The sequence below is a fragment of the Sinosporangium album genome (genome assembly GCF_900100605.1).
Classification (GTDB): Bacteria; Actinomycetota; Actinomycetes; order Streptosporangiales; family Streptosporangiaceae; genus Sinosporangium; species Sinosporangium album.
The window spans coordinates 48529-61066 of the sequence record NZ_FNCN01000006.1; the positions used below are offsets into that span (position 1 = coordinate 48529).

General features: G+C 69.0%; 9 protein-coding genes. 4 read left to right on the top strand and 5 right to left on the bottom strand.

Going from position 1 to position 12538, the window contains the following annotated elements:
• The first annotated feature begins 59 nt into the window (after nucleotides 1–59).
• On the top strand, nucleotides 60–1394 hold the full coding sequence (locus tag BLQ73_RS08010) for an AAA family ATPase (protein ID WP_093169739.1): 1335 nt from the start codon (nucleotides 60–62) through the stop codon (nucleotides 1392–1394).
• Nucleotides 1366–1911, top strand: coding sequence for an RloB family protein (locus BLQ73_RS08015; protein ID WP_093169740.1), 546 nt, complete (start codon nucleotides 1366–1368; stop codon nucleotides 1909–1911). The genes BLQ73_RS08010 and BLQ73_RS08015 overlap by 29 nt, the downstream gene beginning before the upstream one ends.
• A gap of 176 nt (nucleotides 1912–2087) precedes the next feature.
• Here the strand turns inward: BLQ73_RS08015 and BLQ73_RS08020 are convergent, their stop codons facing one another.
• The 3 genes from BLQ73_RS08020 to BLQ73_RS31060 all read right to left on the bottom strand — a co-directional run bounded on the left by BLQ73_RS08020 (nucleotide 2088) and on the right by BLQ73_RS31060 (nucleotide 4654).
• A complete protein-coding gene (locus BLQ73_RS08020) occupies nucleotides 2088–3092 on the bottom strand; it encodes a glycosyltransferase family 2 protein (RefSeq protein ID WP_093169741.1) in 1005 nt (334 codons plus the stop codon).
• Between the two features lie 265 nt (nucleotides 3093–3357).
• On the bottom strand, nucleotides 3358–4284 hold the full coding sequence (pgfA, locus tag BLQ73_RS08025; RefSeq protein ID WP_093169742.1) for a cell envelope lipid trafficking protein PgfA: 927 nt from the start codon (nucleotides 4282–4284) through the stop codon (nucleotides 3358–3360).
• Between the two features lie 130 nt (nucleotides 4285–4414).
• Nucleotides 4415–4654: a hypothetical protein gene (locus BLQ73_RS31060; protein ID WP_143020174.1), complete on the bottom strand. Its 240-nt coding sequence runs from the start codon at nucleotides 4652–4654 to the stop codon at nucleotides 4415–4417.
• Between the two features lie 137 nt (nucleotides 4655–4791).
• On the opposite strand from BLQ73_RS31060, the gene BLQ73_RS08030 reads away from it, so the two are divergent.
• Complete coding sequence (locus BLQ73_RS08030; protein WP_093169743.1) at nucleotides 4792–5532, top strand: class I SAM-dependent methyltransferase; 741 nt, start codon at nucleotides 4792–4794, stop codon at nucleotides 5530–5532.
• Nucleotides 5533–5666: 134 nt separating this feature from the next.
• Nucleotides 5667–7091, top strand: coding sequence for a DUF2079 domain-containing protein (locus tag BLQ73_RS08035; RefSeq protein ID WP_245690888.1), 1425 nt, complete (start codon nucleotides 5667–5669; stop codon nucleotides 7089–7091).
• A 13-nt stretch (nucleotides 7092–7104) separates the two neighbouring features.
• Here the strand turns inward: BLQ73_RS08035 and BLQ73_RS08040 are convergent, their stop codons facing one another.
• Entirely contained in the window at nucleotides 7105–11247 is a 4143-nt protein-coding gene (locus tag BLQ73_RS08040) for an alpha-(1->3)-arabinofuranosyltransferase domain-containing protein (protein ID WP_093169745.1), read from the bottom strand.
• Nucleotides 11217–12527 carry a glycosyltransferase family 4 protein gene (locus BLQ73_RS08045; RefSeq protein WP_093169746.1) on the bottom strand — a complete coding sequence of 437 codons (1311 nt, stop codon included), beginning with the start codon at nucleotides 12525–12527 and terminating at the stop codon, nucleotides 11217–11219. The genes BLQ73_RS08040 and BLQ73_RS08045 overlap by 31 nt, the downstream gene beginning before the upstream one ends.
• Between the last annotated feature and the right edge of the window lie 11 nt (nucleotides 12528–12538).

A 12538-nucleotide genomic window follows, 5' to 3' on the forward strand; every position in this document is an offset into this window, starting at 1 on the left:
TTTTGTAAAAGATCTGCAAATTCAAGGGAAAACCCCGCGGACGGAATGGGAACGGTTTCATGTTGCTGAGTTTCCGCTTCGCAAACCATAGCTCATTCCGGGACGAGCAGCAGCTCGACCTTACTCCCGAAAACAACTCGATTCCACCGAACGACGCCATAGAAGCCGTACCGGTCGCCGGAATCTTCGGCGCGAACGCATCGGGAAAATCCAATATCACTAGCGCATTTCGTTACATGCGGTATATGGCAACCATGTCCGACCGCATGTCAGACCCAGGCGCAGGTGTCGAACGCACCCATTTTAAGCTGAACCCAGAGCTAAGGGCAGAGCCCTCGCGCTATGTTGCCGACATTCTCCTTAAAGGCGTGCGATACACCTACGGATTCACCGTCGACGATGACATGGTTCTGGAAGAGTGGCTCTATGGCTACCCTCAGGAACAACAGACGGTACTGTTCGAGCGGACTCGGCAGGAGTTTCGCTTCGGAGAAGAATCCGGGCGGACATCGATGCGACAGGTTATCGATATCACAGCCCCCAACGTCCTGTTCCTGCCAGTGGCTGCGCGCGCCAACCAAGGCCCCCTGATTCCCATCTTCACCTGGTTCCGAACCAGACTCACCATAGTTTCACAGCTCAATAACTTTCCAACGCTGTCGCACAACGCGGTCAGCTATATCGAAGACACCGAAAAGAGGGGGCTTATAGTCAACCTGCTCCGAGCCGCCGATCTCGGCCTTCGAGACATACACGTAATTCCCGACAACAAAAGAGATTCTCTCGATTTCGATATAGACTACCTCTACGTGGACGACGACACACGCCTTCGGATAAAACGCCACCCCTCGAAGCGACTGCTGTTCAGCCATGCCGGTGCCACCGGGGAGGTCATGCTGAGTTGGGCCGAACAATCAACGGGAACCCAGCAGCTGTTCGAACTCGCCGTTATGGCGGTGCAAGCCCTGAAGCGAGGAGCGTGCATCCTGGTCGACGAGATCGACTCAAGCCTTCACCCTATTCTGACGGCCGGGCTCATCCGACTTTTTCAAAATCCTCAAACCAACGGCCGCGGCGGGCAACTGATACTCACGACCCACGACTCCACCCTCCTCAGCTCGCTGCAGGGCGATGAGATCCTCCATCGTGATCAGATCTGGTTCGCAGAGAAGGCAGCAGATGGAGCCTCGACTCTGTTTCCACTCTCAGACTTTCACCCCAGAAAACAGGAAAATCGCCAACGCCGCTACCTGAACGGCAGCTACGGCGCGATTCCAAATATTTCTGATGAACTTCTCAGCAGAGCCGCCCTGTCAAGGAAGGACTCGAATGAGCCCGAGGTGAACCGGCAGGACGAATCACAGAGTGACCTTGGGGCAAGGGAGAGAGACTAGACTCGGCCGCCGACAACCGTATCGGGAAAGCCAGACCACGATTCTAGTAGGGGCCAACGGAAAAAAGACGGAACAGGATTATTTCAGGGCACTGAAAGACGAGTCCTGGACACGCCCGTTCATTTTGGAATTCAAGAACAAGGCGCCCGCGGATCTCCTCGACTGGGGCTACACCGAAAAATGCAACTCAGGCTATGACGAGGTCTTCTGTGTAAGCAATGTCGATAACTTTGCCGTAAATAGCAACACCATCGCCCAGGCCACCGCTTACGGCGTCGGACTAGCGCTATCGAAACCCTGCTTCGACTTCTGGCTACTCCTACATCTCAAAGATTGCAAGAAGCCGTTTCAGAACGCAGATGAGGTGGGTCGTGAACTCAAGAAGATAATTCCAAAATGGGACAAGACCATGCTCAATTTCGCAGACTTCAAGAGTGGCGTCTTCGATGCCTCTAACCGAGCAAAATCACTTGGCGACCCCCCCAAGCCAACCCCTCCACATCCATGTGGAAATTGATTGACCTGCTGAAACAAGCCGAGAGCACACCGGAGCAGCAGCCATAAACAATCTATCCCTGTAGAAATGGCGAGCACTTCGACCCCAGGCTCGCCGAGCGATCGAACCGAGAGGGAGCAGCGTGCCTGCGGGCCTGAATATGAGCCCGGATCGGCTCCGAAAAAGAGGAGACGTGTCTAAGAAGGGCTGGAGCGCGGACCGGGGACGCGCTCGCGCTCGGCCGTCGTCGAATCGGCGTTCCACGACCGCTCGCCGTCGTGTTCCCTGATCAGGAAATGCGGCCGGCGTTTGGTCTCGTAATAGACCCGGCCGAGATACTCGCCGATAATGCCGAGCATCACCATCTGAATGCCGCCGAGGCCGACGATGGCCGTCAGCAGAGTGGTGTATCCCGGTGAGTCGACACCGGTGAGAATGGCCTCGCCGACCGTCCAGAACATGTAGAGCGCGGCGATGGCCGTGAAGAAGAACCCGATGTAGATCGCGAGGCGCAGCGGCTTGTTGTTGAACGACATGATGCCGTCGAGCCCGTAGTCGAACCTCTTGCGGAGGTTCCACTTGCTGGCTCCGGAGGTGCGCACGACGTTCTCGTAGTCGATCACCACCTGGTCGAAGCCGATCCAGGTGAACAGCCCTCGTGAGAACCGGCTGTATTCCTCCAGCGACAGCAGCGCGTCGAGCGCCGTGCGGCCGATCAGCCGGAACTCGCTCGCGCCGTCGAGCAGGTGCACGTCGAGCAGGCGGTTGACCAGCTTGTAGTAGACGCGGGCGGCCAGCGTGTAGAGCCTGCCCTCCCCGGTGCGGGTGCGCCGGGCGACGACCTGGTCGCATCCCGCCCGGAAATGCTTGAGCATCGTGTGGATGAGCTTGGGGGGATGCTGCAGGTCGGCGTCCATGATGATGACGGCGTCGCCGTCCGCGGACTTCAGTCCGGCGAGGATCGCGGCCTCCTGGCCGAAGTTCCTGCTCAGGGAGATGAATCGGACGCGCTTGTCGGCCTGGGTGAGACCGCGCAGGATCTCACGGGTGCCATCGGAGCTCCCGTCGTCGACGAAGACGATCTCGTAGTCGACGTCGGCGAGCGCCAGCTCCCTGGTGACCTCTCGGTGAAAACACGGCACGGTCTCCCGCTCGTTGTAGCAGGGGACCACAAGGGAAATACGTAGCCGCCGTTCCTCCATAGGCGACCGAGAATAGCCATGATGCCCGATTCCGCGCCACTGCCGCGCCATCACGGCGACGCCGAATGAGATTTCTTCATGCGTCCTGCCAGAAGACGGCAAGATCGTCGCTAGCTTTTCCCAGGAGGCGAGATGCAAGATCGTCATATGTCCGGAGAAAACACAATCCTTCGGACAGCAATGCGTTCAGGTTCCCTGAAACGTCCCCCTGAAACGTGATATCCACCACGCCTCCGACGGCATCAGCGCAGGGGGCGATGAGGCGTCAGCCCCTGGCGCGGGCCCGGCGGGAGACCACGGCAATGCCGATGCCGACCACGGCCGCCACCACGCCGAGCACCAGCATGACCAGCGGGATCGTGGTCTTGAGGAGGGCGATCTGGGACTTGGCGTCCTCGGCGTTGCGCACCAGTTCCTCGACTGACGCGTCGGTCATCACGGCGGTGGCGACGAACGCGTCCAGGCGCTGCACGCCATCCTTGGTCTTGAGGACCTCGTTGCGCTGCTGCTGCTGTTTGACGGGCGACCCGGTCTCGGGCTCGATCCACAGGGTGTTCACACCCTCGTAGACCCGGTCGACCTCGACCTCGCCCTTGCGGTCGAGGCCGGCGACGGAGGCGGGGATCTCCAGGGTGTCAACGGTGGTCTCGGGCACGCGCACCTCGAACTTGTAGGCGCGCAGCCCGGCGACGGTGTCCTCACCGGCGTAGACGGCGTCGAAGGCCTTGCGGGTGGAGGAGTGGAAGTACCTGTAGGTCTTCTTCTCGACGCCGAAGGGGAACGTGTAGAGCTGGCCCTGCATCCTGACGGCCTGCCGGTCGACGTTGGCGTTGCAGCAGTCGACGGCCTCGCCGGTGTACTTGTCGAAGGCGCTCCTGCGCTGGGTCAGCGTGATATGCGGACGGCTGTGGGTGACGTCGTTGACGGCGGTGAACTCGTCCCACACCACGGTGTCGCCGGTGGCGCCCGCCACGTCGCCGCGCGTGGTGACGGTGATGTCGAGGTCGGCGGTCAGCACTTTGAGGTCCTGCACGGAGAAGTAGCGCGCCCCCTCGGCCTCGAATCTCGACACCCCGTAGCGGTCGGCGGGCGCAGAGATGAGTTTGTCCGCCACGTAAAAGCGGAAGAGGGGGGCCAGCGTGATGAGGAACGCCCCGAGTGCGATGAGAACGACTCCACTGGTGCGCCGCATCAGAAATCCTCCGGGGTCCAGCCGTTTTGACACTGGAACGTGTTGTTGGTGAGTGTCATGTGTCCGCGTATCGTATTGCCCGCCGTGTCACTGCGTCATCGGGGTGCCGCCAAATCGATAGAAACGAGTTCTAGGTCACCTCGACGGCGATCAGAAGTAAGGCCGCGAGCGGCCCGATGGAGATCTGCGTCGGGCGGTGTCTCCACGCGGGTTCCTCCGGCTGTTCGGCCGCTTCCCACCGCCGACTTCCCACCGCCGAGCGAGAGGCGACGAGGACGCGCCGACCAGGAGGCGACGAGGAGGAGGCGGCTCGTGGTGACCACGCCGACGGCCACAAGGTCCACGACCCCACGAGGTCCACGAGGTCCACGAGGTCCAGGGCGACGGGGCGACGGGGCGACGGGGCGCTTGAGCCACGCCATCACCGGCCACGCCATGTCATAACAAATCGAAACACGTTATAGATCGCTGTAAACGGGCCACCGACCGCGCAGTAACATACGTTGCATGGGTGACAGGCCTGTGCCTTTCCGGGCCAATCTAGCGAGATCCGTTCGGCTCTTTCGCGCATTCCAGTCAGAACAGTCCGACCAGGACGGCTACTACACCGCGCTGGCCACCGATACGACGGCACAGCTCACCCACTACGCGCCGCTCCTCGGGCGTACGGTCGTCGACGTCGGGGGTGGCCCCGGCTACTTCACGCGCGCCTTCGCCCGCGAGGGGGCCCGCTGCGTCCGGCTCGACGCCGACGCCGGCGAACTCGCCGGGAGCGGCACCCCCGAGCCCGGCGGCGTGCTCGGCAGCGCCCTGGCCCTCCCCCTCCGCGACGAGTCCGTGGACATCTGCTTCTCTTCCAACGTCCTGGAACACGTCGCCGAGCCGTGGCGCATGGCCGGTGAAATGGCGCGTGTCACCCGCAGGGGCGGCATCGTCTTCCTCGCCTTCACCAACTGGCTGTCGCCCTGGGGCGGGCACGAGACCTCCCCCTGGCACTACCTCGGCGGCCACGCCGCCGCCCGCCGCTACGAGCGCAGAACCGGCCGTCCCCCCAAGAACCTGTACGGCACGAGCCTCCACCCCGTGTCCGTCTCCGCCGCCCTGCGGTGGTCCAGGTCGGACCCCCGCGTGCACCTCGTCGACGCCGTCCCCCGCTACCTGCCGACCTGGACCAGGCCCGTCCTCCGCGTCCCCGGCCTGCGGGAGTTCGTCACCTGGAACCTCCTCCTCGTTCTGCGGCGACGCTGACCCGACGCCGCGCCGACGCCGTACCCATGCCACACAGGCACTGACCCGATGCCGACCCGATGCCGGCCCGATTTCCCCGGCCTCCGGGGCCACGCGGAAGACCGCCTCCCCCGCCCGCCACTAGGGTGCCTCCCGTGACAAGCGCGCCTAGCCCGCCCGGCGGTCTCCCCCGCACCGGCCGGAGAGCCCCACGGGACCCGGCCATCGTCGCGGCGATCACCGTACTCGCCGCCGCCCTCTACGCGACGGCCGGCCTGCTGCGGTTGTACGGCTTCCGCCTCGGCACCTATGACCTGGTCATCTTCGACCAGGCCGTGCGCTCGTACTCGCGCTTCGAGCTCCCCGTGTCCATCGCGAAAGGCGTGCACAACGACTTCGGCTGGAGCTTCGCCGTCCTCGGCGACCACTGGTCGCCGATCCTGGCGCTGCTCGCGCCGTTCTACTGGCTCCACGACGGGCCCGAGACGCTGATCGTGCTGCAGGCGGTGCTCATGGCCGCGGCGATCCCCGTGCTGTGGGTGTTCGCCCGCCGCCGCCTCGGCACTCCGGCGGCGCACTTCGTCGCCGCGGCGTATGCGCTCTCCTGGCCCGTCGCCGAGGCCGTGGTCTTCGATTTCCACGAGGTCGCCTTCGCCCCCGTGCTCACCGCGCTCGTGATCGAACGCCACGACGCGGGCAAAGTGCGGCAGGCGGTCGCGGCGGGCGCGCTGCTGCTGTGTGTGAAGGAGGACATGGGGCTGCTCGTGGCGGGTTACGGGCTGTTCCTGCTGGCGATCCGGCGGTGGCTCTGGGGTGCGGTCCTGCTGGTGGGCGGCGTCGGCGCGGTGCTGGTGGCGACGAAGGCGCTGATCCCGGCGTTCGGGGGCCGCGACGACTACTACTGGGCGTACGGCGCGCTCGGGCCCGATCTGCCGTCGGCGGCGCTTGGCGCCGTGACCGACCCGCTGGGCGCGCTCGCGCTGCTCGGCACCCCGCCGGTGAAGTCGGCCACGATGCTGATGCTCGGCGCGATGGTCCTGTTCCTGTGCCTGCTGTCGCCCATGGTGCTGATCGCGGTCCCGCTGCTGGCGGCGAGGATGCTGGCGAGTTCCTTCCCGAACTGGTGGGGCACCGAATACCACTACAACGCCTTCCTGGTGGTCGTGCTCTTCTGCGCGGCGGTGGATGGGATCGCCAGGTTTGATCTGGCCCGTTTCCGGCTTCCGCTCGCGTTGGCGGCGGTCGCCGCGGCGCTGGTGCCGTTCTTCGCCTATGGGCGCCTGTCGTGGCCGGGGCCGCGTACGGCTGCCGCCGCCGAAGCTGTCGCCGCCGTGCCCGACGGCGCGCTGGTGGAGGCGGCCAACTATGTGGGCCCGGCGTTGACCTCACGCACGCGGGTGCTGCTGTGGGACCGCGAGCCGAGGTGGGCGCCGTGGGTGGTGGCGGAGACGAGCCGGATGACCTTCCCGTTCACGTCGCGCGAGGAGCAGGTGGGCCGGGTGGATCTGCTGAAACGCAGCGGCTATCGGGTGGTCGTCGAGCGTGACGGGTTTGTCGTGCTGAACCGCCCGGGGAGGTGAGCCGATCGCGGGGTCAACCGCTGTGGCCGCCGGGAGCTTCCACGGGATCGAGGAGCCCCTCCGCCGCCTCGGCCGACGGCGGCGGGGGCAGGGGCGGGGGCAGGGGCGGGGTGCTTTCCGGCTCGCGTACGGCTCCCGCGAGCAGTCCGGCGACCGCGGGCAGGGCGAGGACGGCGGGCAGGGCGTCGCCGAGGAGCGGGCCGGCGCCGCCGGCGGCCAGGCCGAAGGCGAGCAGCGCGCAGGACAGGAGCAGGAACACGCCGGGCACGACAGGCCCCCACCTGCGCATGAGCGGAAGCCGGAGGGCGAGCGTCAGCGCCGGCACCACCACGGCCCCCGCGAACCCGGCCACCCAGAATCCCGCGCCCGCCCCGAGCGCGATCACGGCGATCCTGCCGGGCGTTCCCCGCGACACCATCTCCCCCGGCGGCGCGAGCCGCCGGGCCGGCGGGAACAGGGCGAAGAACACCACGGGCACAAGCGCGGCGAAACCGACCGCGGTCACGATCCGGAAGACGGCCGTGGGCGTATACGTCAACTGGACCACGCCCTCCGTGCCCGCCGGCACGGCCCACGCCTGCCGCCAGCCGTCCAGGCGCAGCGGGGTGAGCTCCCGCCCGTTGATCGTCGCCGTCCACCCGGCGTTGAAGTTCTCGGTGACGGTGAGGTAGGACGCCTTCGGGGAGTTGACGGAGACCGTGCGCGACGAGGGGGAGAAAGCGACGACGTCGGCCGTGCCGGGCCGGGCCTCGGCCCGCGCGGGCGCGCCCCCCGTCAACGCCGAGTCGACCCGGAACGGGTCGAGCGGCGCGACGCTGAGCCGGTTGTCCCCGGCCCTGAGGGACACCCGCTCGCACGTGCTGTAGCGCAGCGGCCTGCCGTTCAGCACGTCCCCGAAGGTGCCCTCGACCTCGGTTCTCACCAGGGCGCCGTTGACGGACAGGCTCGGGCCGAGGCCGCACTCCAGGTGGAACGGCATCGCCGACACGTCGGGCAGCGGCTTCACCCCCGGCACGGTGACCTCGGTGATCTGCATGGGGGTCTCGAACGGGGTGAACCGCAGCCGCAGCCGGTCGGTGCGCATGGGCTTGAACGTGACGGTGCCGTCCGCGGCGACCACCCCGCCACGCACCTGCCCCCGGCCGCCCGTGATGAACACCGTGGCGGAACTCGACGCCCCTGGCGGCCTGTCGACGGTGAGGCGGTCGATGACCTTGGCCTTGTTCCAGCGGAGGGACAGCACCGGCTGGGCGTCGCCCGCGCCGGTGATCCACGTGGTGGCGGCGTCGCCGTCGAAGGCCGCCCCGGGTCCGGCGACGGGCTCGGGGACTCCCGCGCCGCTGCCCTCGACCTTCGGGAATTCCGCGACGCGCGTATACCGTTCGACGAGATCGGGGTCGCGGAGCGTGGCGAACCCCGAGATCCGGGTCTTCCTCGCGTTCAGCGAGGTGAACGAGCGGTCGAAGCCGTACCCCTCTTCCCCCGCCGCGGCGAGCGACTCCTGGCACAGCCACCGCACCGGCCCGCGCATGCATCCCCGGCGGTCCCCCGAGGCCCGCGTGAACAGGTGCGTGGCGGGCCCCCGGTCGGCCACATCGGGCGGCGCGTATGTGCGTACGGCGGGGACCCCGGCGATCGCGAGCTCCGAGATCGCCACCCCGGTCCCGAAGGTGATCAACGGATCGAACGCGACGTCCACCACCCGTATCCGCAGCCACTCGGTACGGCCCTGCGGGGTGCGCAGGGACTGCGGCTGAGTGCCGACGGCGATGTCCTGCTCGACCGCCCCGGCCTCGGTCTCCACCGAGACCCGAACCGGTGCCGGGCCGAGCGCCGGGTCCGGCACGAACACCGCCGTCACGCCGCCGGGGTCCACGCGCCGAACGAAGTCCACCTGGAGCCACTGCCCCACCCCGCCGTTCCACCCGCCCGAGCGCCACGCGGTGCGCAGGTCGCCGTCGAAGGCGGCGTACGGCAGGTAGCCCATGCCGTGCAGCGCCGGGATCGCGCCCGGGTCCGCCGCTGAGGACGAGGCCGTGACGCCCTTGATGCCGCGGTATTCCGCCACGGTCCGGAAGGGCAGCCACTCCTCCTCCATGAAGTCGTCCACCGCGCCGGGCCGCGGCGGCCGTTCGGCGGCCGTCAGCGTCGGCGACACCGAACGGCGCAGCTCCCCGAACTGCCGCTGCCGCTTGCGCAGGGAGTCGGTGACGACCCTGCGGCCGGGGGACGCGCCCGCCGCGATGTCGTCGTTGAGCACGACCGGTTCGCCATCGAGCAGGCCGTGGTCGGCCAGGTCGAGCAGCGCCTCGGGCCCGCCGAACACGCGGAGCAGGTCGCTTTGCGCGGTCAGCCGTACGGGCTCGTCGGCGCCCTCCACCTCGAACACGGTGAGCGCGGGGTAGAGCGGGTCGAGCCCGGCGGTCGCGTCGTCCAAGGCCCAGCTCCCGCCGACGGGCGGCCCGAACTCCGCCACTTTGGAGACGCCCGGCGAGTCGGCCAGCGCCTGGTGGATGCGCGCGGGCCAGGCCCCGGCGAGTTCGCCTCGGTCCAGGTCGTTGCGGACCAGCAGGTAGCGCACCCCCATGCGGGAGAGGACGGTGGACAGGCCGGGCGAGCCCCGCCCCTCGGTGAGCCGGGCGTCGATCGCGTCGAGCAGCCGCACCAGGCCGACCGAACCCGCGGCGGCGACCTGCCGCTGCGCCCAGCGCACCGTGGACAGGTGCTGCAGGGGCTCGTCCAGCGGCCTGCCCCACGTGTACTCGCCGAAGCGCGACCCCGGCACCGACAGCACCATGTGGTCGGCCGTCCTCGCGTTCAGCCAGCGGGCCGCCTCCTGCCAGTACGGCGGGACCTCGCGGAACACGCCCGTGCCCGCGAGGCCGAGTGTGGCGGCGGGCAGCGCGGTCACGCCGAGGGAGCAGGCGGCCAGGGCGCTGGCGGCGGCCCGGGCACGCGGCAGCCGTACGGCTGTCAGCAGGTGGGCCAGGCCGAGCGCGAGGGGCAGCCGGATCGCGGGGTCGAACTTGCGAAGGTTGCGCAGCGGGGCCAGCGGGCCGTCGAGCAGGTCGCGCACCAGCCCGGCGACCGGGGGTTCGAGCACGCTGATGTGCCCGGCCAGCAGCACGAGGACACCCGCGAGGGCGGTGAGGGTGAGGAAGCGCCGCTCGGGCAGGCCGCGCAGGAGCAGCCCGGTGAGGCCGAGCGCGGCGACCACCCCGGTGGCGAGCGCGTAGACGGGGGTGGTCGCCAGGGCGTGCCCCACGGGCTGGGCGGGACCGGTCGCCCCGCTGAGCCACGCCACCCAGTCGGCGCTGCCGCGCAGGGTGTTGGTCAGCGACGTGGTGGGGGTGATGGCCGCCGCGCTCTCGGTGTATTCGAGGAAGGAGAAGCCGTAGCGGGCGAACAGCACGAGCGGCACGGTCCACCACAGGGTGGCGAGCGCGGTGAACGCGGCCCACCAGGCGAACAGCCTCCCCCTCGGCACGGCGCGCGACCGGGTCAGCAGGTAGATGGCGGGCGGCAGGAGCACGGCCGCGGTCGCCGCGGCGTTGATGCCGCCGCAGAGGGCCACGGCGAACGCGGAACGCGCCGCGCAGACGACCCGGCCGGCGCCGCGGGAGGCGAGCACGAGCGGCAGCACGATCCACGGCAGCATCGCCGCCGGGGCGAACTCCGAGGAGAGCACGCCGACCAGGGCCAGCGCGCGCGGGGCGAGCGCGTAGGCGAGCCCGGCGGCGATGCGCGTCGCGGGGGTGCCGATGCGCAGGGCGCGCGCCAGCCGTTCCGCGCCGAGGAACGCGGTCACGAGCAGCAGCGCGCCCCAGAGCCGCTGCACGACCCAGCCCTCCAGCCCGGCGAGGTCGCCGAGCAGGAAGAACGGGCCCATGGGGAACAGGTAGCCCGCCACCTGGTTCTGCAGCTGGCCGAACTGGTTGACATCCCACAGGTCGAGGGCGCGGCCGAGGAACGCGGCCGGTGCGGTGGCGAGGTCGAGCTTGGTGTCGTTGAGCAGGTGTCCGGGGTGGGTGAGCAGGGCGAGCGCGGCGAGCGCGGCGCAGCACAGCACGAGCCGGAGCCGGTGGAGCAGGAGGCCGTCGGGGGCGGGCGCCGCGGGCGGCCTCTTCAGCACGAGGATTCCCGTGAGGAGTCCCACGGGGGGTCATCTGCGGAGTCCCATGCGTGGTCCCATGCCTGGTCACACGGGGGGATCTCCCCGCGGCCGGAGACCGGCCAGGAGATGAGCGCCGCCATGCGTGCCGCGCTCGCGTCCCAGTCGAAGCGCGCCGCCCAGCTCCGGCACGCGGCGGCCACCTCGGGGTGGCGCACCGGGTCCGACAGCTCCTTCAGCGCCGCTTCCGCCACGCCTTCCAGGGTGTCGCCCGGCCCTGCCAGCCACCCGGTACGGCCGGGCCGTACCGCGTCGCGCAGCCCGTCGACGTCGTAGGCGACCGTCGGCACCCCGAGGGCGGCGGCCTCCAGCACGCTCAGCCCCCACCCCTCCCCCTGGGAGGCGGACACGTGCAGCCACGAACCGGCCACGAGCCGGGCCTTGTCTCGGTCGGACAGGTACCCGTGGAAGGTGACGGCCGGCGTCGCGCCGGAGCCGCCGGAGCCTCCTGCGGTGCCGCAGGCATCGGCCAGGGCGCGTATCCGCGCCTCCTCGGGACCCCGGCCCACCACGTGCACCGTGAGGTCGGGCCACCGCTCGCGCAGGGCCAGGGCCAGGGCAACGATCCGTTCGACCCGCTTGTGGGCGACGAGGCGGCCGACGCACACGAGGGACGGCGAGGCGGAGCGCGCGACAGCGGGGCCGACAGGGCCGGCATGGGGGACATGCGCAGCATGGGCGGCGGACTCGGCAGGGCCGATGAGGTCGGCGGGAGGCGCGAGACACCCGTTGGGCACGATCGCGATGGGGCCCAGCCAGCCGAGGCGGTCGCGCATCGCGGCCTCGGTAGAGGGCGAGACGGCGGCGGTGACGTGCCGCCGGTAGACGCGCCTGGCGACCGGCCCCTCCAGAGCGCGGCCGACGGCGGCCAGCCAGCCGGGGAAGTGGACGCCGAACTGCTTGTCGTGGACGTGGTGGACGACGCCCACCACGACCGTACGGCGGGGCAGCACCAGCGGGGTGAAGAACGGGATGCCGTTCTGGCAGTCGATCACGGCGTCGAAGCGGCGCCGCCGCGCCGCGAGCCACCCGAGGACCTTCGGGTAGACGCTGAACGTGCCGCCCGTGCGCACGATGTCGATGCCGTCTCTGCGCTCGGCGGCCGACTGGCCGTCGCCGCGCGCGGTGACGAAGGTGACGCGCGCCCCCGAGGCGGCGAGCCTGCGGCCGATCTCCCAGGCGTAGACCTCGGCGCCGCCGGCCGCCGGATGCCACGGGTCCCGCCAGTTGACCACCGCGACGCGGCGGCTCGGGGGATCGGTCATACCGGTCAACA

Coding starts and splice junctions, on each gene's coding strand:
- BLQ73_RS08010 (WP_093169739.1), top strand. CDS start 60: ATGTTGCTGAGTTTCCGCTTCGCAAACCATAGCTCATTCCGGGACGAG.
- BLQ73_RS08020 (WP_093169741.1), bottom strand. CDS start 3,092: ATGGAGGAACGGCGGCTACGTATTTCCCTTGTGGTCCCCTGCTACAAC.
- pgfA (WP_093169742.1), bottom strand. CDS start 4,284: ATGCGGCGCACCAGTGGAGTCGTTCTCATCGCACTCGGGGCGTTCCTC.
- BLQ73_RS08030 (WP_093169743.1), top strand. CDS start 4,792: ATGGGTGACAGGCCTGTGCCTTTCCGGGCCAATCTAGCGAGATCCGTT.
- BLQ73_RS08045 (WP_093169746.1), bottom strand. CDS start 12,527: ATGACCGATCCCCCGAGCCGCCGCGTCGCGGTGGTCAACTGGCGGGAC.